Annotated in this window: 20 protein-coding genes; 15 read left to right on the forward strand and 5 right to left on the reverse strand. The window is 64.5% G+C overall.

The features are described 5' to 3' along the window. Positions 1–74: 74 nt before the first annotated feature. Positions 75–1,274 (reverse strand): tyrosine--tRNA ligase, encoded by a 1,200-nt coding sequence (gene tyrS, locus DOM45_RS13405; protein WP_110601304.1) that lies wholly within the window; start codon positions 1,272–1,274, stop codon positions 75–77. A 99-nt stretch (positions 1,275–1,373) separates the two neighbouring features. Here tyrS and DOM45_RS13410 point away from each other — a divergent pair, with 99 nt between their 5' ends. Then, positions 1,374–2,489 (forward strand): anhydro-N-acetylmuramic acid kinase, encoded by a 1,116-nt coding sequence (locus DOM45_RS13410; RefSeq protein WP_110601306.1) that lies wholly within the window; start codon positions 1,374–1,376, stop codon positions 2,487–2,489. Positions 2,490–2,505: 16 nt separating this feature from the next. On the opposite strand, the gene DOM45_RS13415 is transcribed toward DOM45_RS13410, so the two are convergent. Both DOM45_RS13415 and DOM45_RS13420 read right to left on the reverse strand, forming a co-directional pair. Beyond that, positions 2,506–3,639 carry a PilT/PilU family type 4a pilus ATPase gene (locus tag DOM45_RS13415; protein ID WP_110601308.1) on the reverse strand — a complete coding sequence of 378 codons (1,134 nt, stop codon included), beginning with the start codon at positions 3,637–3,639 and terminating at the stop codon, positions 2,506–2,508. 34 nt (positions 3,640–3,673) lie between these two features. Then, positions 3,674–4,708 carry a type IV pilus twitching motility protein PilT gene (locus DOM45_RS13420; protein ID WP_110601309.1) on the reverse strand — a complete coding sequence of 345 codons (1,035 nt, stop codon included), beginning with the start codon at positions 4,706–4,708 and terminating at the stop codon, positions 3,674–3,676. 39 nt (positions 4,709–4,747) lie between these two features. On the opposite strand from DOM45_RS13420, the gene DOM45_RS13425 reads away from it, so the two are divergent. From DOM45_RS13425 to metW, 5 genes are all read left to right on the forward strand, one after another. Next, a complete protein-coding gene (locus DOM45_RS13425; protein ID WP_110601310.1) occupies positions 4,748–5,458 on the forward strand; it encodes a YggS family pyridoxal phosphate-dependent enzyme in 711 nt (236 codons plus the stop codon). A 40-nt stretch (positions 5,459–5,498) separates the two neighbouring features. Continuing rightward, positions 5,499–6,338, forward strand: a complete 840-nt coding sequence (gene proC / locus DOM45_RS13430; protein ID WP_110601312.1) for a pyrroline-5-carboxylate reductase — start codon at positions 5,499–5,501, stop codon at positions 6,336–6,338. Positions 6,339–6,371: 33 nt separating this feature from the next. Continuing rightward, positions 6,372–6,962: a YggT family protein gene (locus tag DOM45_RS13435; RefSeq protein WP_110601313.1), complete on the forward strand. Its 591-nt coding sequence runs from the start codon at positions 6,372–6,374 to the stop codon at positions 6,960–6,962. A gap of 151 nt (positions 6,963–7,113) precedes the next feature. Next, complete coding sequence (gene metX, locus DOM45_RS13440; protein WP_110601315.1) at positions 7,114–8,271, forward strand: homoserine O-succinyltransferase MetX; 1,158 nt, start codon at positions 7,114–7,116, stop codon at positions 8,269–8,271. Beyond that, positions 8,271–8,867 carry a methionine biosynthesis protein MetW gene (metW, locus tag DOM45_RS13445; RefSeq protein WP_157958431.1) on the forward strand — a complete coding sequence of 199 codons (597 nt, stop codon included), beginning with the start codon at positions 8,271–8,273 and terminating at the stop codon, positions 8,865–8,867. The genes metX and metW overlap by 1 nt, the downstream gene beginning before the upstream one ends. Here the strand turns inward: metW and sfsA are convergent. Next, positions 8,864–9,619 carry a DNA/RNA nuclease SfsA gene (gene sfsA, locus DOM45_RS13450; RefSeq protein WP_110601318.1) on the reverse strand — a complete coding sequence of 252 codons (756 nt, stop codon included), beginning with the start codon at positions 9,617–9,619 and terminating at the stop codon, positions 8,864–8,866. The two genes, metW and sfsA, sit on opposite strands and share 4 nt — an antisense overlap. Positions 9,620–9,882: 263 nt before the next feature. Here sfsA and dksA point away from each other — a divergent pair, with 263 nt between their 5' ends. The 9 genes from dksA to DOM45_RS13495 all read left to right on the forward strand — a co-directional run bounded on the left by dksA (position 9,883) and on the right by DOM45_RS13495 (position 18,775). Continuing rightward, complete coding sequence (gene dksA, locus DOM45_RS13455) at positions 9,883–10,320, forward strand: RNA polymerase-binding protein DksA (RefSeq protein ID WP_110601320.1); 438 nt, start codon at positions 9,883–9,885, stop codon at positions 10,318–10,320. Positions 10,321–10,433: 113 nt separating this feature from the next. Then, positions 10,434–11,336 carry a tRNA glutamyl-Q(34) synthetase GluQRS gene (gene gluQRS, locus DOM45_RS13460; RefSeq protein ID WP_110601322.1) on the forward strand — a complete coding sequence of 301 codons (903 nt, stop codon included), beginning with the start codon at positions 10,434–10,436 and terminating at the stop codon, positions 11,334–11,336. A 998-nt stretch (positions 11,337–12,334) separates the two neighbouring features. Then, complete coding sequence (gene pcnB / locus DOM45_RS13465; protein WP_110601324.1) at positions 12,335–13,765, forward strand: polynucleotide adenylyltransferase PcnB; 1,431 nt, start codon at positions 12,335–12,337, stop codon at positions 13,763–13,765. Next, positions 13,758–14,255, forward strand: a complete 498-nt coding sequence (folK, locus tag DOM45_RS13470; protein WP_110601326.1) for a 2-amino-4-hydroxy-6-hydroxymethyldihydropteridine diphosphokinase — start codon at positions 13,758–13,760, stop codon at positions 14,253–14,255. Before pcnB ends, folK begins: the two co-directional genes overlap by 8 nt. 174 nt (positions 14,256–14,429) lie before the next feature. Further along, positions 14,430–15,221, forward strand: a complete 792-nt coding sequence (gene panB / locus DOM45_RS13475) for a 3-methyl-2-oxobutanoate hydroxymethyltransferase (protein ID WP_110601327.1) — start codon at positions 14,430–14,432, stop codon at positions 15,219–15,221. Beyond that, positions 15,221–16,099 carry a pantoate--beta-alanine ligase gene (gene panC / locus DOM45_RS13480; RefSeq protein WP_110601328.1) on the forward strand — a complete coding sequence of 293 codons (879 nt, stop codon included), beginning with the start codon at positions 15,221–15,223 and terminating at the stop codon, positions 16,097–16,099. Before panB ends, panC begins: the two co-directional genes overlap by 1 nt. After that, on the forward strand, positions 16,092–16,580 hold the full coding sequence (locus tag DOM45_RS13485; RefSeq protein WP_110601330.1) for a GNAT family N-acetyltransferase: 489 nt from the start codon (positions 16,092–16,094) through the stop codon (positions 16,578–16,580). Before panC ends, DOM45_RS13485 begins: the two co-directional genes overlap by 8 nt. Before the next feature lie 49 nt (positions 16,581–16,629). Next, positions 16,630–17,586, forward strand: a complete 957-nt coding sequence (coaA, locus tag DOM45_RS13490) for a type I pantothenate kinase (protein WP_162302627.1) — start codon at positions 16,630–16,632, stop codon at positions 17,584–17,586. A 163-nt stretch (positions 17,587–17,749) separates the two neighbouring features. Then, positions 17,750–18,775, forward strand: coding sequence for an acyltransferase family protein (locus DOM45_RS13495; protein ID WP_110601333.1), 1,026 nt, complete (start codon positions 17,750–17,752; stop codon positions 18,773–18,775). Positions 18,776–18,840: 65 nt separating this feature from the next. Here DOM45_RS13495 and pnp read toward each other — a convergent pair whose 3' ends face one another. Beyond that, positions 18,841–20,970: a polyribonucleotide nucleotidyltransferase gene (gene pnp, locus DOM45_RS13500; RefSeq protein WP_157958152.1), complete on the reverse strand. Its 2,130-nt coding sequence runs from the start codon at positions 20,968–20,970 to the stop codon at positions 18,841–18,843. Positions 20,971–21,004 lie beyond the last annotated feature (34 nt).

Below are 21,004 nucleotides of genomic sequence, written 5' to 3' on the forward strand. Positions count from 1 at the left end.
ACCCTCCCGCCGCCAACCCCCAGAGACCGAAACGCCCGCGCGGGGCGGGCGTTTCAGCGGGATTGCCAAATCGGCTAGCCGATCGTGACCCGGGCGTAGCGCTTCTTGCCGGCCTGAATGACATAGTGCCTGCCGGTGGCGAGCATGGTGTCCTTGGCCGCAACTTCGCCGTCGACCTTCACCCGGCCGTTGTTGAGCATGTCCTTGGCCTGGGCGCTGTTGTTGGCCAGCCCGGCTCGATTGAGCACTGCCGCGATCGGCGCCTGCGCCGCCCCCTCGAAGTCCACCTCGACTTCAGGCAGATCCTCCGGCAGCTCCCCTTCCGCGAGCTGGTTGCCCGCCGAACGGTGCGCATTCGCCGCTGCTTCCGCGCCGTGGTAACGCGTGATCAACTCTCTCGCCAAGGCCATCTTGATGTCGCGCGGGTTGGCCCCCTGTTCGATCTCACGCCGAATCGCCTCGATCTCTTCGTTGGATTTCAGCGACAGCAGCTCGAAGTAGCGCCACATCAGGCCGTCCGGCATCGACACGATCTTGTTGAACATCACGCCGGGGGCGTCGTCGACACCAACATAGTTGTTCAAAGACTTGGACATCTTCTGCACGCCATCCAGCCCTTCGAGCAGCGGCATGGTGATGACGACCTGCGGCTCCTGGCCGAAGTGCTTCTGGATCTCGCGCCCCATCAGCAGGTTGAACTTCTGGTCGGTACCGCCGAGCTCGATGTCCGCCTTCAGTGCGACCGAGTCGTAGCCTTGCACCAGCGGGTAGAGAAACTCGTGGATCGAGATCGACTGACCCGCACGGTAGCGCTTCTCGAAGTCGTCGCGCTCGAGCATGCGGGCCACGGTGGACTGTCCGGAGAGCTCGATCATGTCGGCGGCGGACATCTCCCCGAACCACTCTGCATTGAAGCGCACTTCGGTCCTGTCGGGATCGAGGATCTTGAAGACCTGCTCCCGATAGGTCTGGGCGTTGGCCTTGACCTCCTCCTCGGTGAGCGGCTTGCGGGTGACGTTCTTGCCGGTGGGATCACCGATCCGGCCGGTGAAGTCCCCGATCAGGAAAATCACCTCGTGGCCAAGATCCTGGAACTGACGCATCTTGGTCAGCAAGACACTGTGCCCCAGGTGCAGGTCGGGAGCGGTAGGATCGAAGCCAGCCTTGATCCGGAGCTTGCGACCGGATTCGAGCTTTTTTACCAGCTCGTCTTCGATCAGAATCTCCTGTGTGCCGCGCTTGATCAATGCCAGCGCTTCGTCGACCTGGGCCATCGTATCCGTCTCCACTACTACGCTATCGAGCTTGAAAGGCGGCAATCTTAGCACGACTCTCTTGAACCCGTTGAACCGCTCCGCGACAGGAGAAAGTAGATGACGCTATTCGTGGGCCTGATGTCCGGCACCAGCCTGGATGGGATCGACGCCGCACTCGTCGAGATCGTCGATGACGTCACTCGGCGCCCGCGTCTGATCGACGCGCTGTGCTTACCCATGAGTGCCGAACTGAAAGCGGCGCTGCTCGAGTTGACCCAGGCGTCCCGGGTCTCTTTCGCCATGCTGGGCGCCACCGAAAGCGCCTTCTGCGACCACCAGGCCGAAGCCGTGCGCCAGTTGCTGCAGCGCCACGACCTCGAGCCCTCGGCGATTACCGCCATCGGCAGCCACGGCCAGACCATCGAGCACGCACCCTACGCCGAAACGCCCTTCACTTACCAGCTCGACAATCCCAGCCGGCTGGCCGAGCTGACCGGTTGCCAGGTAGTTGCCGACTTCCGCCGCCGGGACATGGCGGCCGGCGGGCAGGCCGCGCCGTTGGCGCCGATATTCCATCAGGCCCTGTTTTCCGATCCTGTGCGTACTCGACTGATTCTCAACCTGGGCGGTATCGCCAACCTGACACGGCTCCCCCCGGAGACCTCATCGCTGCCGGTCATCGGCTTCGACACCGGCCCGGCAAATTTGCTGCTCGACGCCTGGCACGCCCGGCACCGGCATGGGCCGATCGACGAAGCGGGAAGCTGGGCGGCTAGTGGAAGCATCGATCAGTCGTTGCTGGCCCGCCTGTTCGAGGAGCCGTACTTCGCCGCCCCGCCACCCAAGAGCACGGGACGCGAGCAATTTCACCTAGCCTGGCTGGAAGCGCGACTGTGCGGCAACGAAGCGGCTGCCGACGTCCAGGCGACACTGGCGGAGCTGACCGCGGCCAGCGTCGCAAGGGCCGCGCGCGACTTCATCGTTGCCGACGACACGGATTTGATCGTCTGCGGCGGCGGTGCCCGCAACCGTCACTTGATGAAGCGTCTGGCGACACATCTACCGGCGGTCTCGATCACCCGCTGCGATGCATTCGGCTGGTCGGCCGACTGGCTGGAAGCCGGCGCCTTCGCCTGGCTGGCATGGCGCCGGATTCACCGGCTGACCGGCAACCTGCCGGAGGTGACCGGCGCCAGCGGCCCTCGCGTCCTTGGCGGCATCTACGCACCTTGAACCAGGGGGCATCCGCTCACTCATCGTCGATCAGCGAGAACTTCGTGCCATCATCGCTGCTGTCACCGGCGTCCCGACGCTCGCCATACTTGAGCAGCATGCGCAGGTCATTGGCCGAATCGGCATGCGCCAGCGCCAGACTCTCGCTGATGTCCCCTCGCCGGAACAGCTCGTAGAGCGCCTGGTCGAAGGTCTGCATGCCCTGCTCCCGGGAGCGGCGCATCAGATCCTTCAACTCGGCGACCTCGCCACGACGGATCAGTTCGCTGATCAGGGGAGACTTGAGCAGCACCTCGGTCGCCACACAGCGCCCGGCGCCATCCTGACGCGGCAACAGTCGCTGAGCGACCACGGCACGCAGATTGAGCGACAGATCCATCCCTATCTGCTCCTGGCGTGACGGCGGAAACAGACTGAGAATCCGCTCGATAGCCTGATCGGCGCTGTTGGCGTGCAGCGTGGCCAGGCAGAGATGGCCGGTTTCGGCAAAGCTGAGCGCCAGTTCCATGGTATCCCGGCTGCGTATCTCGCCGATCATGATGACATCCGGCGCCTGGCGCAGGGCATTCTTCAGCGCTACCTCGTAGGATTCGGTGTCGATCCCCACTTCACGCTGGTTGATGATGCCGCGCTGGTGCGGATGCATGTATTCGATAGGGTCTTCGATACAGATGATATGACCGCCAACCGTGCGATTGCGGTGCTGGATCATCGAGGCCAGCGTGGTGGACTTGCCGCTGCCGGTCCCACCCACCACCAGCACCAGTCCACGCCGAATGGAGGCCAATGTCGCCGTCACTTCCGGCAGGCCAAGCGATTCGAGATCGGGAATGTCGAACGCGATCCGGCGAACGACCATCGCCGGTTGGCTGCGCTGGTAGAAGGCGCTGACACGGAAACGCCCCTTGCCGCTGAGGCTGAGGGCGAAATTGGCCTCGTGATCCACCTCGAAAGCCTCTTGCCGCCCCCGGGGCAAAGCGATGGCCACCAGCTCGCGCACCTGGTCCGGCTGCAGGGGGACATCGCCCAGGGCCACCAGTTTTCCATCCAGCTTCAGGCAGGGCGGCGCCCCGGTAGAGATCAGCAGATCCGAAGCCTGCTTGGCCAGCATGATATCGAGAAGCTGCTCAAACCATTGAGAGGGGGTCATTTCAGGTCCTGGTTTCGGAATCCGAAGTGCGAGCTCATTGGTCGAGTCCGGCGCGCGATTTGGCATGAGCTTCCTGGCGGGTCACCACGCCGTCGGCCACCAACTGGGAAAGCGCCGCGTCCAGCGTCTGCATCCCCAGGCTACCGCCGGTCTGAATCGCCGAGTACATCTGGGCCACTTTGCCTTCCCGTATCAGATTGCGAATCGCCGATGTCGCCACCAGAATCTCATGAGCCGCCACACGCCCACCGGCCTCGCGCTTGAGCAGCGTCTGTGAGATCACCGCCTGCAGCGATTCGGACAGCATCGAGCGCACCATGCCCTTCTCGTCACCGGGAAAGACATCGATGATGCGGTCGATGGTCTTGGCCGCCGACGTGGTGTGCAGTGTGCCGAATACCAGATGGCCGGTCTCCGCAGCCGTCAAGGCGAGCCGAATGGTCTCCAGGTCCCTGAGCTCGCCGACCAGGATGACATCGGGATCTTCGCGCAGGGCCGAGCGCAGGGCTGGGGCGAAGCCCTTGGTGTCGCGATGCACTTCACGCTGATTGATCAGGCAACGCTTGCTTTCGTGCACGAATTCGATCGGATCCTCGATGGTCAGGATGTGTTCCTGACGGTTGCTGTTGATGTAGTCGATCATCGCCGCCAGCGTCGTCGACTTGCCACTGCCGGTCGGCCCCGTGACCAGCACCAGGCCTCGCGGCAACATCGACAGACGCCGGAACACGTCGCCCAACCCGAGGTCGTCGAGCGTCAGCACATTGCTGGGAATGGTACGAAAGACCGCGCCGGCACCGCGTCCCTGCGTGAACGCATTGACACGGAAGCGAGACACGCCGGTGACTTCGAACGAGAAGTCGGTCTCGAGCGTAGCTTCGAAATCCCGACGCTGACGGTCGTTCATCACATCATAGATCAGTCGGCGCACCTGGCTGTCGTCGAGCGCGGGCACATTGAGGCGACGCATATCCCCATCGACCCGTATCATGGGCGGCAGCCCCGCCGACAGGTGCAGGTCCGAAGCGTCGTGCTTTGCCGAGAACGCCAGCAGTTCGGTAATATCCATGTTTTTTATTCGATCCCCTGCGTAAGGTCGCCATCCAGTATGCCAGAAGCGTCGGTGTCCGAGTCCCTATCCAGCGCCCGCGAACGTCTCGAGGCGGCGCTCTCCGCAGCCGGCCGGCCGCTAGACAGCGCACACCTGCTTGCCGTCAGCAAAACCAAGCCAGCAAATATGCTGCGCCAGGCCTATGCCGCCGGTCAACGCGCCTTCGGCGAGAACTACCTGCAGGAAGCCCTGGAAAAGCAGCAGGCGCTGGCCGACCTCGACGACATCGAGTGGCATTTCATCGGTGCACTGCAGTCGAACAAGACCCGCGACGTCGCCGAGCATTTCAACTGGGTACATGGCGTCGACCGCGAGAAGATCGCTCGCCGGCTCTCCGAGCAGCGCCCGCCGGCGCTGGGCCCTATCGATATCTGTCTGCAGCTCAACGTCAGCGGCGAAGCCAGCAAGGCGGGGGTCGACATCGACGACCTGCCGGTGCTCGCCGAGTCGCTGCTGACGCTTCCCAATCTCCGCCTGCGGGGCCTGATGGCGCTACCGGCGCCCAGCGACGACCGAGACCGACAGCGTCACGCATTCCGCCAGGTCGCCACCGCGCTGGCCGAGCTGCAGCGCCGCTTTCCCGAAGCCCCCCTGGATACCCTGTCGATGGGCATGAGCGGCGACCTGGAGGCCGCCGTCCTGGAGGGCGCCACCATCGTTCGCCTGGGCACCGCCATCTTCGGCAGCCGCCCGCCACTCGGAAGCTGACCCTATCGCTCCTTCTCTGACCGACCCCAAGGACCCAGTCATGACCGACTCGCCCACCGCCAGCCGCATCGTCTTCATCGGCGCCGGCAACATGGCCAGCGCCATCTTCGGCGGGATGCTCGAAGGCGGCTATCCCGCCGATGCCATCGTCGCCACGTCACGCAGCCAGGAAACGTGCGATACCATCGGTCAGCGCTATGGCATTCGCACGATGCAGGATAATCTGGCCGCGGTCGGGGAAGCGGACGTCATCGTCCTCGCCGTCAAACCGCAAATGATGCGCGACCTCTGCCTGTCGCTGCGGGATAGCGTCCAGTCCCGGCGGCCTCTGATCATTTCGGTGGCGGCCGGACTCGACGCCGCGACGCTGGACGCCTGGCTGGGGGGCGGTCTCGCCGTGATCCGCTGCATGCCCAATACGCCCTCGCTGGTCGGCGAGGGCGCCAGCGGGCTTTACGCCAACGACCGCGTCAGCGATGCCGAACGTCAGCTCGCGACCGACCTGCTGGAATCGGTGGGCCTGGTCGAGTGGGTGGAGGAGGAAGCCCAGATCGAGGCCGTGACGGCTATCTCCGGCAGCGGCCCGGCCTACTTCTTCCTGTTCATGGAGTCACTGGAGGCAGCCGGTACCGCGCTGGGACTCTCCCCCGAGAGTGCGCGCCGACTGGCATTGCAGACCGCCTTCGGCGCCGCCAAGATGGCGCGGGAGAGCGAATTCGACCCCGCCGAGCTGCGTCGGCGGGTCACCTCCCCCAACGGCACCACCGAGCGCGCGATCCACACGTTCGAGGAGGCGGGCCTGGCCGAGATCGTGAGCCGCGCGACCCACGCCTGCGCGGAGCGCGCCCGCGAGTTGTCGAGCGAGCTGGGTCGGAACTGAACGAGCAGGAACGGAATCCATTAGGAGAAAATAATGGGCAGTAATCTTGGAAGCGCCGGCCTGATGCTGGTCAACACGCTGGTCAACATCTATCTGTTTGTGCTGATGCTGCGCTTTTTGCTGCAATTCTCGCAGGCGGACTACTACAACCCGATGAGCCAGGGAATCGTCAAGGCGACCCAGCCGGTGGTCGCGCCGGTCCAGAAGATCCTGCGGCCCGTGGGGCGCATCGACATCGCCACGCTGTTCGTGGGCTTTCTGCTCAAGGTGATCGTGATCACCGCCATCTTCCAGATTGCCGGTTTCGGCATGCCGCCGCTGCAGGGCCTGCTGCTGGCGGGCATCGCGGGCGTACTCAATGCGATTCTCAAGATCTACTTCTTCGCCCTGATCATCATGATCATCCTGAGCTGGGTAGCGCCTCGTGCCAGTCATCCGGGAGCGCTGCTGGTGATGCAGATCGTCGAGCCGATCATGGCCCCGGTACGCCGCGTGATACCCCCGCTGGGCATGATCGACCTCTCGCCGATCGTGGTCTTCATCGCCATCAATCTGCTCGATAGCGTCGTCGTCGGGTCGCTGGCCCGTGCCGCCGGCCTGCCGGGCGCCCTGGTCGGCTTCTGAGCCACGCCGACCGCCTCCGCCGCCGGCCTGAAGACGGTCCACGCCAGCAACAGGTCGTGGACCGCTGACGAACCGCGGCGGGCGGCGCCCGGGCACTCACCGATGTGAATCGGCCAACTGCCCTCGCTGAACCTGGAGACTATCCCGTTTCATGTCCGCTTCCTTTCCGTCCGACTCCGTCGGGCTGGTCACACCGCAGACCGCCACATTCGAGTCTCCGCTGGCTCTGGCCTGCGGCAAGACCCTCGAAAGCTTCGAGCTGGTCTACGAGACCTACGGCACGCTCAACGCCGAGCGCAGCAATGCGGTTCTGATCTGTCACGCCCTGTCCGGTCATCACCATGCGGCGGGCTTTCACGCCGCCGACGAGCTCAAGCCCGGCTGGTGGGACGCCTACATCGGCCCAGGCAAGGTGATCGATACCGACCGGTTCTTTGTCGTCTCGCTCAACAACCTCGGCGGTTGCCACGGCAGCACCGGCCCCGGCAGCGTCGACCCACAGACCGGCCGTCAGTGGGGCCCGACATTTCCGGTCATGACGGTGGCGGACTGGGTTCACAGCCAGGCGCGCCTGGCCGATCGGCTCGGCATCGAGCGTTTCGCCGCCGTGGTGGGCGGCAGTCTCGGCGGCATGCAGGCGATGCAGTGGACGATCGCCTATCCGGAACGCGTCGCCAACGTGGCGGTGATTGCCGCGACCCCGCGCCTGTCGGCGCAGAACATCGCCTTCAACGAAGTCGCCCGTCAGGCGATCCGCTCGGACCCCGATTTCCACGACGGCTGGTACGCCGACCACGGCGCGATTCCCAAGCTGGGCCTGAAACTGGCCCGGATGATCGGTCACATCACCTACCTGTCCGAGCACTCGATGGGCTCGCGCTTCGGGCGCGACCTGCGCAGCGACCAGTTGAATTTCGGCTACGACGTCGAGTTCCAGGTGGAGTCCTACCTGCGCCACCAGGGTGATACCTTCTCGACCCGCTTCGATGCCAACACCTATCTACTGATGACCAAGGCGCTGGACTATTTCGACCCCGCCGGACAGCACGACGGCGACCTGGCCGCCGCGCTGGCACCGGCCGACTGCCCGTTTCTGGTCATCAGCTTCACCACCGACTGGCGCTTCGCCCCGGCCCGCTCGCAGGAACTGGTCAACGCCCTGCTGCGAGCCGGCAAGGCGGTCAGCTACGTCAACGTCGACTCCCCGCACGGGCACGACGCCTTCCTGCTGCCCAACGACCAGTACGAATCGGTCTTCGGCAGCTTCATGCGGCGCATCGATGCGCAACTCAACGGAGGGGCGAGCTGATGCGCGCGGATCTCGAACTGATCTACGGCTGGGTGCCCAATGACGCCCGCATCCTCGACCTGGGCTGCGGCGACGGTACGCTACTGGCAGCGCTGGCACGCCACAAGAACGTCACCGGCTACGGCCTCGAGATCGACCCGGAAGGGATCTCGGCGTGCCTGACCAAGGGCGTCAATGTGCTCGAGCAGAACCTGGACGACGGCCTGGGCAATTTCGTGGACGATGCCTGCGACCTGGTCATCATGACCCAGGCACTACAGGTCCTGCGCCGCCCGGACGCCATGCTGGACGAAATGCTGCGAGTGGCCCCGGAGTGCATCATCGCCTTCCCCAACTTCGCCTACTGGAAGCACCGGCTGCATCTGACGTTCCGTGGTCGCATGCCGGTTTCGCGCTCCCTGCCCCACGCCTGGTACGACACCCCCAACATCCACCTGTCGACGTTCCGGGACTTCGCCAGCCTGTGCCGCGACAAGGGCGTCACCATCGTCGACGAGGCCGTCGGCAGCGCCGAACACGAGGGACACTGGACATCGAGGCTGTGGCCCAACCTGTTCGGCGAGACGGCGATCTTCCGGGTCCGGCGCGGGCGCTAACGCGACTCGGCGGCTTGCCAGCGCCGTTCGAGATTCAGCTCCAGGCGGCGATCCAGCATCACCGCCTCGGGCCGTCCCTGCGCCCACGTCACCCGGCAACCGTAGGCCAGCACTTCGACGCCACGCTCGGCGACCGCCTGGAGCGTGCGTGCGTAGGCGGGGTCGAGATGCGCCGCGGGTGCCACGTCGTCGATACCGGTGTGCGCCGCGCAGAACAGCAGCACCCCGCGGTGGCCACGGGCGACCAGCTCGGCCAGCACCTCGAGATGACGGCGACCACGCTCGCTGACCGAATCGGGAAAATAGCCGTGACCGTCGTCCTCCTTGAGCGTCACCTGCTTGACCTCGACGAAGGTGTCGCGTCCCTGCGCCGCTCTCAAGCGGAAATCGAGCCGGGCCCCCTCGACGCTCGCCTCCCGCTTGAGCTCGGCGAAGCCGGCGAGTTCGGGGACGAGAGCGTCGCGCAGCGCCTCCTCGACCAGCGCGTTGGCACGCCCGGTATGCACCGACACCAGATCGACGCCTCCCTTGCCGTCGGGCAGTTCGATCAGCTCCCAGGTCCAGGACAGCTTGCGGGCGGGATTGGTGCTCGGCGACACCCAGACCCGGCAACCGGGAACGTTGACGGCGCGCATCGAGCCGGTGTTCGGGCAGTGCGCCACGACCTCGCGGCCATCCTCGAGTTCGATGTCGGCCAGGAAGCGCTTGTAGCGTCTCAACAGCGTGCCAGGAATAAGAACGGGATAATGCATGAGGTACTGATATCCACAAAGACGAGTGCCTGGAGAGACTCGCTCCGGCAACACGATAGTCGTGGCATCGCCAACCCGGCGGATGCCAGCCCGATTCCCCGGCGTTCACGAACCGGGGATGAGAAAAATAAAGCGCCCATTCGGTTGCAAAGCGGCAACTTTTTCGCTAAATAAGCATGGCTTCGGGCAGTGGCAGACGCTGCCCCGGCCGATACTCGGCCAGATCACACGCGTCACGACACTTGCGTAACGAGGCCGCCCCCATGCCAGTAGCGGAAAAGAAAACGGAAGCGCCCAGTCAATTCACCCCGTACCAGCCGGCGCCGGGTGAAGAGTATATGAATGACAAACAACTTGCGCATTTCCGTGAGATCCTTCTGGGCTGGAAACAGGATCTGATGGAAGAGGTCGACCGCACGGTCCGCCACTTGCAGGAAGAGGCCAACAACTTCGCGGACCCCGCGGATCGCGCCACGCAGGAAGAGGGGTTCAGCCTGGAACTGCGCACCCGCGATCGCGAGCGCAAGCTGCTCAAGAAGATCAACGAAACGATCGAGAAGATCGACGAGGACGACTACGGTTTCTGCGAGGCCTGTGGCGTCGAGATCGGCATTCGCCGCCTCGAAGCCCGCCCCACGGCAACGCTCTGTGTCGACTGCAAGACGCTGGCCGAACTCAAGGAAAAGCAGCTCGGCGGCTGAATGACCTCGGTCACCTGGGAACCGCGACGGGCACCTTCATCGGTGCCCGTCTTGCGTTCCGCGCTATCCTGGCGTCACCCGGCGCTGCCATGTTCCACCTCACGAGTCGTCTGATGACCACCGCCCCGCTACCTGCCTCGGGCTATGTCGGGCGCTTCGCGCCCACGCCCTCCGGTCCGCTCCACCTGGGCTCCCTGGTGGCGGCCCTGGGCAGCTGGCTGGATGCCAGAGCAGCCGGCGGCCGCTGGCTGCTGCGCATCGAGGATATCGACCCACCACGCTGCCCTCCCGGTGCCGTCGACCAGATTTACCGCCAGTTGGAAGCGTTCGGGCTGGAATGGGATGGGGAGATCCACCACCAGAGCACCCGGGGGGCCACCTATCAGGCCGCACTGGACCGTCTGGTCGCCGACCGGATGGCCTACCCCTGCGGCTGTTCGCGACGCGAATGGCAGCAGCATGGCCACTACCCGGGATGGTGCCGCCATGGCTCGCGCCATCCCGAACGCGCCCAGGCATGGCGGCTGCGAACCGACAAGGGCATCCAGCCGGTGTGCTGGCAGGACCGCCTGTTCGGGAGCCAATGTCTGGACCCGACTGTCCAGGGCGACGTGATACTCAAGCGCAAGGATGGCCTCTGGGCCTATCAGCTAGCGGTGGTGGTCGACGACGCGGAGCAGGGCATAACCGATGTCGTTCGCGGCTTCGACCTGCTCGACAATACGCCGTGGCAGCGCCAGCTGCAGGCCGCCCTGAACTATCCTGAACCGCGCTATCTGCATCTGCCGCTGGTCCTCGGCGAGGATGGCCAGAAACTCTCCAAACAGAATCTCGCGACCGCCATCCCCCACGATGGCACTGCGGCTCGCCCCGTGCTCCATCGGGCACTGCAGCTGCTGGGTCAGGCTCCCCAGGCCGCGCTACGCCAGGCGGAGGTGAGCACTCAACTGGCTCACGCGCTCGCGCGCTGGTCCCCCGAAGCGATAGTTGCCACCCCGGGCCGAAAGCCAGGCTGACGCCCCCGTCGGCAAGGTCTCCCGGCGCCCCCCGCCTGACATGGAGCCTGCCTTCCGGTGACGCCGGAGCCGTCCCTCCCTTCGATTGAAGACTATTGTCTAAGCGAAACTCGCGCCGTTTTGCGCCACCCTGTCGCCATTGCGGAGAGGGGCGCACCACAATCACGCACGATGCGCTGCCGATGCCCCCTTATGAATCATCCGGCTCCCACCACGCCGGCAGCCATAGGGCGACTGGCACGAAGAAAAAACAGCAAGAAATTGATTTTGTTAAAAAAAACAAGGAGTGGCACAGCAAGTGCAATAACTAAGACAAGAAAAACAACAGCGGGTACCGATCCAACCCAACAACAATAGAGATCGGAATGGCCCCCACTGCCGATAACAACAACAACACGGCACTCAAACTAGGAAGGCAGATCGCCACCGGCCCCATAACAACAACACAGGCCCAGAGCGAACGAGGACACGAACAACAACAATCGTCCTCGAGCCGACGCAAAATCAGGACGCGACGCTCTTCATCAACGAGGCAACAACAACAAGCTTCCTCGTGATCTGGAGACTTCCCGGAACAACGACAACAACCGGGAAAGGGCATTGCCTGTCGTGGTTGGATTATTGTTTTGAATACGAGGTGGTCGCTACACACAGCATGGCTGATAACGACAAGCCAGTGACTGCAAGCTCGCTCAGCGACTGTGGTGCGTATTCAAGGCGATGCGCCATCACGAACAAGAAGAAGCGGCATGGACGTTGCGAAGCATTCTTGCAAGGGGAGGCCCACCGGGTCTCCCCTTTTACTATTCTCACCTCAAGGTTCCCATCGACCTCGTTCGTTCGACCGAGAGCTGAGCTGGCGGCGAATATCATCCCCCTACGGCCACAACTCGATCCGTGCGTTGTCTTCTGCGCCCCCTCATCCCGCCATTGCCTTTGCAAGCCCCCTGGCCTCCGCTACACTGGAGTTTTGCTACCTCGCGAGTCGATTTCGCCGCATGTTCAAAGGATTTTCCCGTTTTCTCCAACGTCCCGGTGAACGTTTGAAGACCTTCTTCGGCCCGGAATCCGCTCAGGCGGCCGAAGACGCCACGCCCACCCCGCAAGTCCTTCCCCGCGACGAACACAACGTCTCGCGCCAGAACCTTAGCGAGAGCGCTCTCAAGGTGTTATATCGACTCAATGGCGCGGGTTATGACGCTTATCTGGTCGGAGGCTGCATCCGGGACTCCCTGCTCGGGAACCGGCCCAAGGACTTCGATGTCGCCACCAATGCGACGCCGGACGAGGTGCGTCAGCTGTTTCGTAATTCCCGGATCATCGGCCGACGCTTCCGGATCGTCCACGTCCGCTTCGGGCGCGAAGTGATCGAGGTGACGACGTTCCGCGGACGGCATGGCGAGGAACACACCGGCAATCACAGCCAGCAGTCGGACGAGGGCCTGCTGCTGCGGGACAACGTCTGGGGGAGCGTCGAGGAGGACGCGATCCGGCGCGACTTCACCGTCAATGCGCTCTACTACAGCGTGACCGACTTCGCCATTCATGACTGGACCGGCGGCCTCAAGGACCTGGAAGACCGCGTGCTTCGCCTGATCGGCGATCCGGAGACCCGCTATCGCGAGGATCCGGTGCGCATGCTGCGCGCCGCACGCTTCGCCGCCAAGCTCGACTTCCGGATTGCCGAAGGTACCGAGGCACCGATTCGCGAGCTGGCCCCACTGCTGCTCCAGATCCCGCCGGCGAGGCTGTTCGAGGAGGTGCTCAAGCTGTTTCTCTCCGGCCACGCGCTGCAGAGCTTCCGGGTGCTGCGTGATCACGGCCTGTTCGCGATGCTGTTCCCCGAGAGCGATGAAGTCCTCGACGAGCAGCCCTGGGCCGTCAAGCTGGTCGAGCAGGCGCTGATCAATACCGACGCGCGGATCGCCCAGGACCGGCCGGTCACGCCTGCCTTCCTGTTTGGCGCCCTGCTGTGGCCCTGCGTTCAGCAACGTACTCCCCGCATCGCCCACGAACAGGACCTGCCGGAAGTTCCGGCTCAGCAGGCCGCGGCGCAGCAGGTCATCAGTCGACAGTTGCAACATACATCGATCCCCAAGCGGTTCAGCATCCCGATGCGCGAGATCTGGGACCTTCAGCAGCAACTCCCGCGCCGCCGCGGCCGTCGGGTCTTCCAGACACTGGAACATCCGCGTTTCCGCGCCGCCTACGACTTCCTGCTGCTGCGCGAGGAAGCCGGCGAGCTGACCCCGGGCCTGGGTAGCTGGTGGACCGAGTTTCAGCAGGCGGATGAGGAGGGGCAGCGTCAGCTACTCGCCAACGATGCCGGCGCCAATCCGGCGGGGACCAGCCCCAAGCCGCGCCGTCGCCGTCCACGCAAGCGCCGGCGACCGACCAACAAGCCGACACCGCCGACGCTGGATGACTGACCATCGACACTTCGCCCTGGCCTATATCGGTCTGGGCAGTAACCTGGCGTCGCCGCGTGACCAACTGGCGCGGGCAATGTCGGCGCTGGCAGCGCTACCGGTGAGCGAGTGCGTTGCCGTCTCCTCGCTCTATGCCAGCGCGCCGGTCGGCCCCCAGGACCAACCCGACTTCGTCAACGCCGTCGTCGCCGTTCGTACGCGACTCTCGCCGCTGGCACTGCTCGACCAGCTCCAGGCGATCGAGCAACGCCATCGTCGTGTGCGGCATCGCCACTGGGGACCTCGCACGCTGGATCTGGACCTCCTGTGGTTCGCGGGCCTCAGTTGCCGCTCCCCTCGTCTCACTCTGCCCCACCCGGAGATGACTCACCGCCGTTTCGTGCTCGAACCCCTGGCTGAAATCGCACCAACGCTCTCCCTCGACGGCGAACTACCAGGGTGTCTGGCAAACCGGCTGGAGGATCAGACGCTGCAGCGCCTGCCAGCGTGAACCATCGGCATGCCGCCAACGTCTTGTTGCGTCTGGTGGGCAACTCACTACACTCTGCTCCGCATCGCCCTGTCGGGCATGATGAAATGGGCTCGCGCCCTGGTCGCAAGCCGCAGGACGGAGCCTTCGTCAACGCCGGCGCGAGCAGGGCCCGGCGCGATTGGGAGAGAGAGCATGAGGCGCGTTACCCTGGACACGCTGCGCGACGGCAAGGCCCGCGGCGAGGCGTTCAGCTGTCTGACCGCATATGATGCCACGCTGGCGCGCTGCGCCGATGCCGCCGGTATCGATGTGCTGCTGGTCGGCGATTCGCTGGGCATGGTACTGCAGGGACACCCCAGCACCCTGCCGGTCACCCTGGAAGATATCCGCTATCACACCACCTGCGTGGCGCGGGGCAAGCAGCGAAGCCTGCTGATGGTCGACCTCCCGTTCATGAGCAACGCCGATATCGGTCAACTGCTGCGCGATGCGGGTGAGCTGATGCGCGCCGGCGCCGAACTGATCAAGATCGAAGGCGAAGCCTGGATGGCCGACGGCATCCGCGAACTCACCCGCCGTGGCGTTCCGGTCTGCGCCCATCTCGGGTTGACTCCGCAGAGCGTCCACCAGCTCGGCGGCTTCAAGGTCCAAGGCAAGGCCGCCGATGCGGCCCAGCGCATCGTCGACGATGCCCAGCGGCTGGTCGAGGCCGGCGCCGCCGTCATCCTGCTCGAGTGCGTGCCCAGGGCCGTGGGCAAGGCGGTCCGTGACGCAGTCGCCGCCCCCGTCATCGGCATCGGTGCCGGTCCGGACGTGGATGGGCAGATCCTGGTCATGCACGACACGCTAGGGCTCAACAGTGGCTATGTGCCACGTTTCGTGAAGAATTTCCTGCCTGGTCAGGAGAGTATCGAGGCGGCGTTCCGCGCTTATGACGAAGCGGTCAAGTCCCGCCGCTTCCCGGCCGAGGAGCACTGTTTCTGATGCGGACACTGCACGATATCGCGCCGCTGCGTGAGGCCCTGCAGGCACACCGAATGGCCGGGCGGCGCATCGCCCTGGTGCCGACCATGGGCAATCTCCACGCCGGCCACCTGGCCCTGGTCGATCGGGCCCGGGAGCTCGCCGACGTGGTCGTTGCCACGCTGTTCGTCAACCCGCTGCAGTTCGGCGCCGGCGAGGATTTCGGCCAGTATCCGCGCACCCTCGACAGCGACCGTGATGAGCTGACCGCGCATGGCTGCGATCTGCTCTTCGCTCCCGGCGTCGAGACGCTCTATCCCGGCGGACTCGATACGCAGACCCAGGTCCACGTACCAGACGTTTCCGAAGGGCTCTGCGGCGGCACCCGCATCGGCCATTTCGACGGTGTCGCCACGGTGGTCTCGCTGCTGTTTCACCTGGTGCAGCCGGACATCGCCTGCTTCGGCGAGAAGGATTTCCAGCAGCTGGCGGTCATCCGCAAGCTGGTAGCCGACCTGCATTTCCCGATCGAGATCGTCGGCGTGCCGACCGTTCGCGCCGAGGATGGCCTCGCGCTGTCGTCGCGCAATGGCTATCTCGGCGCCGAGGACCGGGCACTGGCGCCCACCTTCCATCGGGAGCTGTCGCGCTGCCGCGAGGCGCTGGCCGGTGGCCAGTCACCCGACGACGCGCTGGCTCAGGCCAGGCAGGCGCTGCAGGCGTCCGGCTTTCGGCTCGACTATCTCGAGATCCGCGGGCCCGCGCTGGCCCCGTTCGATGCCTCTCGGCATACCGAAGGCCGCCTGCTGGGGGCGGTCTATCTCGGCTCGACGCGACTGATCGACAACCTGGCCGTCTCCTTGCCGCGGCCATCCGGAACCGGCGATCGCCATGGCTGATGCCCGCTGGCGCCCGGCGCTACCGACGGACCTCGCCCGCATCGCCGAATGGATCGGGTCGGCGCAGGCGCTGGAGCACTGGGCCGGCCCCGGGCTGTCGTGGCCGACGGATGGCCCCAGGCTGTGGCGGGAGATCGACGGCGGCGGCCTGCTCTCGTTCTGCCTCGTCTCCGGCAGCGAGCCGCTCGCCTTCGGCCAGCTCGTCGTCAAGGGCGAGCGCCACTATCACCTGGCCCGCATCATCGTGTCGCCAACGCACAGACGCCAGGGGCTTGGCGAAGCGCTGTGTCGTCGCCTGCTGGACGAAGCCCGGCGGCGTCGCGCCGAGCGCGTCACGCTCAATGTCTTCACCGACAACGGGGCGGCGATCGATCTCTACCGGCGACTGGGCTTCACCGAATGCGGCAGCGCCGATTCGCGTGGCATTCGCCCCATGCAACTGAGACAATTTGCCGCCAATGTCGACAATGACCTCTCCTAGCCCCTGCAGCGTACCGATCACGCGGCGGTTCGACAGTGAAAGAGATACGATGAATCAATTGAGACCGGACCCCTTCTCCCCGTATCAGTTCTACACGGCCGAGCAGTGGGCCGAATTTCGAGCCGATACGCCGCAGACCCTGTCGGCGGAGGAGTTGCAGCGACTGCGCTCGCTCAACGACCCGATCGACCTGGGTGAGGTGCGCCGGATCTACCTGTCACTGTCTCGCCTGCTCTCCTCCTACGTCGAAGCCAGCCAGCGGCTTTACGCCCAGCGCAAACGCTTCCTGGACATCGACGATACCCAGAAGACCCCGTTCATCATCGGCATCGCGGGCTCCGTCGCGGTGGGCAAATCGACCACCTCGCGCATCCTCAAGGAGCTGCTGGCGCGCTGGCCGTCGAGCCCCAAGGTCGACCTGGTCACCACCGACGGCTTCCTCTATCCCAACGCCACGCTGCGCGACAAGGCGCTGATGGCCCGCAAGGGCTTCCCGGAGAGTTACGATATCGGCGCCCTGCTGCGCTTTTTGTCATGGATCAAGGCCGGCGCGCGCAATGTCCAGGCCCCGCTCTACTCGCACCTGACCTACGACGTACGCGACAGCGAATACCAGATCGTCGACCGTCCCGACATCCTGATCGTCGAGGGCATCAACGTGCTGCAGGTCCGTGACCTGCCGGAAGACGGCAAGATGGTGCCGTTCGTGTCCGACTTCTTCGACTTCTCGATCTATATCGACGCCGAGGAGGCTCACATCCACGACTGGTATCTGGAACGCTTCAAGCTGCTGCGGCAGACCGCCTTCCAGAACGCCGATTCGTTCTTCCACCGCTATGCCCAGATCGACGAGGCGGCGGCGCTCGAGATCGCCGAAGGGCTGTGGCGTGACATCAATCGCCGCAACCTGCGCGAGAACATACTGCCCACGCGCCCCCGCGCCGACCTCATCCTGCGCAAGGGTCGCGATCACCTGGTGGAGCAGGTAGCACTGCGGAAGCTGTGAATCATGACCGCATCGTGTGGCCCGGCGATGACGCACTACTACACCCGGGCGACGCACTGCAAATAAGAACAGCGTTTTGTAATATTGGGTAATAGCATCGAACTTTTCCGGCATCCACCCTTCTCAAGAGGCGTCTTGGACTTACGGGCAAGGACTCCTAGGGATGCTCATTTCTGTACAGGCGTTACGCGCCCTGGCGGCATGGATCGTCGTCTTCCACCACTTCATGCAGGTCTTCTTCAGCTTCGAGGCGGATAACTGGGTCGAGTATCTTTTCTCCACCCGCGGCCAGGTGGGTGTGGATATCTTCTTCGTCATCAGTGGCTTCATCATCTACGTCTCCAGCCGCGGCAAGCGGCTGACGATGCCGCAATTCCTGCTCCACCGGTTGGTCCGGATCGTCCCCGCCTACTGGCTCTACACGCTGATCACCGCCGCGATCATCTACTTCACCAGCAACGTCATGCCGGAGTACGGCCTGAGTCTCAAGGGCCTGGTCATGTCGCTGTTTTTCCTGCCCACGGAGAACCCCGCCGGCTACGGCTACTATCCGATCCTGCCGGTGGGCTGGACGCTGAACTTCGAGATGCTGTTCTACGTGGTCTTCGCCGCCTCGCTGATGCTCAAGCGCGAATGGCGGCTGTGGAGCGTGGTGCTGGCGATCGTGGTGATCAACACGCTGTTCGCCCATCAGCCATTCATCAGCAACTTCTACACCGACCCGATCATCTTTGAATTCCTGCTGGGCATGGGGATCGGCGCCCTCTACAGACGCTACGGCATGCCCCAGGGACGCTGGTGGCCGATCGCGCTGGCGCTGGCCAGCAGCGCCACGATTCTCCATTTCAACGATCCTTCCGGGGCGCTGCGGTTCCTCGCCTGGGGACTACCGAGCGCGCTGCTGGTGATCGCCTTCATCGGGATGGAAGCCCGTATCGGCAACAACCGGGTGTTCAAGGCGATGGGTGACTGGTCCTACTCCACCTATCTGTTGCATGTGATCGTGCTGTGGTCGGGCAACTACGTGCTGACCGAGCAGTTCGGTCTGCCTCCCTACCTGGCGCTGGCGATCTGCCTGCCCGTCATTGCGCTCTGCTCCTGGCTCAGCTACGAGTTCGTGGAGAAGAAACTCTCCCGCCAGCTCAAGCGCCTCCTGCCGGCGCCGCGCCCCCTGGCCGCCGCGGCATGAGCCACCCATGAAAAACGCCCGGCCTGCATGACGCAGACCGGGCGTTGGCGGTTACCGCCGACGAATCACTCTTCGGTGACGAGAGATGCCTCGAAGGCAGCCTTCTCTTCCGGGGTGATCTCCTTGATCGACAGCTTCACGCGGTTGCGGTTGTCGATGTCGAGCACCTTGACCGTCACTTCCTGACCTTCGCTCAGGTACTCCTTCACGTCGTTGACGCGCTCCGGCACGATCTGGGAGATGTGCACCAGGCCGTCGGTACCCGGCATGAAGTTGACGAAGGCCCCGAAGTCGGCCAGACGCACCACCTTGCCGCGATAGAGCTTGCCGATCTCGGCTTCGGCGGTGATGCCGAGCACGGTGTCGATGGCACGCTTGGCCGCAGCACGATCCTCGGCGTAGATGCGAACGGTGCCGTCATCGTCGATGTCGATCGACGCGCCGGTCTCCTCGCAGATGCCGCGAATCGTCGCGCCGCCCTTGCCGATGACGTCACGGATCTTGTCCGGGGAGATCTTGATCGTCTGCATCGCCGGGGCGTGGTCGGAGACCTCGTTGCGGCTCTCGGCGATCACGGCGTTCATCTTGTCGAGGATCTCGATACGAGCCTGGTGCGCCTGCTGCAGCGCCGTCTCCATGATCTCCTCGTTGATGCCCTCGATCTTGATGTCCATCTGCAGTGCGGTCACGCCATTGGCGGAACCGGCCACCTTGAAGTCCATGTCGCCGAGGTGATCCTCGTCGCCCAGGATATCGGTCAGCACGGCAAAGCCGTCATCGTCCTTGACCAGGCCCATGGCGATACCGGCCACCGGCGCCTTGATCGGCACGCCGGCATCCATCAGCGCCAGCGAGGAGCCACAGACGGACGCCATCGAACTGGAACCGTTGGACTCGGTGATCTCGGACACCACGCGGATGGTGTAGGGAAAGTCGTCTTCGCTGGGCAGCATCGCCTGGATACCGCGTCGCGCCAGGCGGCCATGACCGATCTCGCGACGCTTGGGGCCACCCATGAAACCGGCCTCGCCGACGCTGTACGGCGGGAAGTTGTAGTGCAGCAGGAAGCGGTCCTTGCGCTCGCCTTCCAGCGATTCGATCAACTGGGCGTCGCGCAGCGTGCCCAGGGTGGCGATGACCACGGCCTGGGTTTCGCCACGGGTGAACAGCGCCGAACCGTGGGTACGCGGCAGCACGCCGACCTTGATGTCCAGCGGGCGTACGGTCTTGTGATCACGGCCATCGATACGCGGCTCGCCGGCGATGACACGACGCCGCACGGTGTGCTTCTCGAGGCTGGCCAGGGCGCCGCCGACTTCATCGGCGCTGAACTGCGGCGCGTCGCCGCCGGCCAGTTGCTCGATCGCCTTGGCGCGAATCTCGGCCAGGGCATCCTGGCGCGCCATCTTGTCGGTGATGCGATAGGCTTCACCCACGGCGGACTCGAAACTGCCGGCGACGGCTTCCTTGAGCGCCACGTTGGCGGCGGCCGGCTGCCAATCCCACTTCGGCTTGCCCGCTTCGCCGACCAGCGACTTGATCGCGTCGATCGCGACCTGCATCTCCTGGTGGGCGTAGAGCACGCCGCCCAGCATCTCGTCCTCGGTCAGCTCCTGGGCCTCGGACTCGACCATCAGCACGGCCTTGTCGGTACCCGCCACCACCATGTTGAGCTCGGAGGTGGCCAGCTCTTCCACCGTGGGGTTGAGGAAGTAGCCGCGCGACTCGGTGAAGCCGACACGCGCCGCCCCGATGGGACCGCTGAACGGCAGGCCGGAGATCGCCAGCGCGGCGGAAGTGCCGATCATCGCGGCGATATCGGGATCCTGGTTGCGGTCGGCGGAGAGCACGGTGCAGATGACCTGCACTTCGTTCATGAAACCTTTCGGAAACAGCGGACGGATCGGACGATCGATCAGACGCGACGTCAGCGTCTCCTTCTCGGTCGGACGGCCCTCGCGCTTGAAGAAGCCACCCGGGATCTTGCCCACGGAGTAGGTCTTCTCCTGGTAGTGCACGGAGAGCGGGAAGAAGTCCTGGCCGGGCTTGAGATCCTTGCGCCCGACCACGGTGCACAGCACCACGGTGTCGTCCATGGTAACCAGCACAGCGCCGGTGGCTTGGCGCGCAACGCGCCCGGTTTCTAGGGTGACGGTACTCGAACCGTACTGGAACGTGGTCTGAACCGGATTCACGGGCTTTCCTTTACTTGTCGAATTCATTGGGGTC

Origin of the sequence: Salinicola lusitanus, assembly GCF_003206045.1 — a bacterium.
Lineage (GTDB): Bacteria > Pseudomonadota > Gammaproteobacteria > Pseudomonadales > Halomonadaceae > Salinicola > Salinicola lusitanus.

What these genes read in the sequence shown, in the direction of transcription:
- tyrS (WP_110601304.1), bottom strand. Translation starts at nt 1,274, where the DNA reads ATGGCCCAGGTCGACGAAGCGCTGGCATTGATCAAGCGCGGCACACAG.
- DOM45_RS13410 (WP_110601306.1), top strand. Translation starts at nt 1,374, where the DNA reads ATGACGCTATTCGTGGGCCTGATGTCCGGCACCAGCCTGGATGGGATC.
- DOM45_RS13415 (WP_110601308.1), bottom strand. Translation starts at nt 3,639, where the DNA reads ATGACCCCCTCTCAATGGTTTGAGCAGCTTCTCGATATCATGCTGGCC.
- DOM45_RS13420 (WP_110601309.1), bottom strand. Translation starts at nt 4,708, where the DNA reads ATGGATATTACCGAACTGCTGGCGTTCTCGGCAAAGCACGACGCTTCG.
- DOM45_RS13425 (WP_110601310.1), top strand. Translation starts at nt 4,748, where the DNA reads ATGCCAGAAGCGTCGGTGTCCGAGTCCCTATCCAGCGCCCGCGAACGT.
- proC (WP_110601312.1), top strand. Translation starts at nt 5,499, where the DNA reads ATGACCGACTCGCCCACCGCCAGCCGCATCGTCTTCATCGGCGCCGGC.
- DOM45_RS13435 (WP_110601313.1), top strand. Translation starts at nt 6,372, where the DNA reads ATGGGCAGTAATCTTGGAAGCGCCGGCCTGATGCTGGTCAACACGCTG.
- metX (WP_110601315.1), top strand. Translation starts at nt 7,114, where the DNA reads ATGTCCGCTTCCTTTCCGTCCGACTCCGTCGGGCTGGTCACACCGCAG.
- metW (WP_157958431.1), top strand. Translation starts at nt 8,271, where the DNA reads ATGCGCGCGGATCTCGAACTGATCTACGGCTGGGTGCCCAATGACGCC.
- sfsA (WP_110601318.1), bottom strand. Translation starts at nt 9,619, where the DNA reads ATGCATTATCCCGTTCTTATTCCTGGCACGCTGTTGAGACGCTACAAG.
- dksA (WP_110601320.1), top strand. Translation starts at nt 9,883, where the DNA reads ATGCCAGTAGCGGAAAAGAAAACGGAAGCGCCCAGTCAATTCACCCCG.
- gluQRS (WP_110601322.1), top strand. Translation starts at nt 10,434, where the DNA reads ATGACCACCGCCCCGCTACCTGCCTCGGGCTATGTCGGGCGCTTCGCG.
- pcnB (WP_110601324.1), top strand. Translation starts at nt 12,335, where the DNA reads ATGTTCAAAGGATTTTCCCGTTTTCTCCAACGTCCCGGTGAACGTTTG.
- folK (WP_110601326.1), top strand. Translation starts at nt 13,758, where the DNA reads ATGACTGACCATCGACACTTCGCCCTGGCCTATATCGGTCTGGGCAGT.
- panB (WP_110601327.1), top strand. Translation starts at nt 14,430, where the DNA reads ATGAGGCGCGTTACCCTGGACACGCTGCGCGACGGCAAGGCCCGCGGC.
- panC (WP_110601328.1), top strand. Translation starts at nt 15,221, where the DNA reads ATGCGGACACTGCACGATATCGCGCCGCTGCGTGAGGCCCTGCAGGCA.
- DOM45_RS13485 (WP_110601330.1), top strand. Translation starts at nt 16,092, where the DNA reads ATGGCTGATGCCCGCTGGCGCCCGGCGCTACCGACGGACCTCGCCCGC.
- coaA (WP_162302627.1), top strand. Translation starts at nt 16,630, where the DNA reads ATGAATCAATTGAGACCGGACCCCTTCTCCCCGTATCAGTTCTACACG.
- DOM45_RS13495 (WP_110601333.1), top strand. Translation starts at nt 17,750, where the DNA reads ATGCTCATTTCTGTACAGGCGTTACGCGCCCTGGCGGCATGGATCGTC.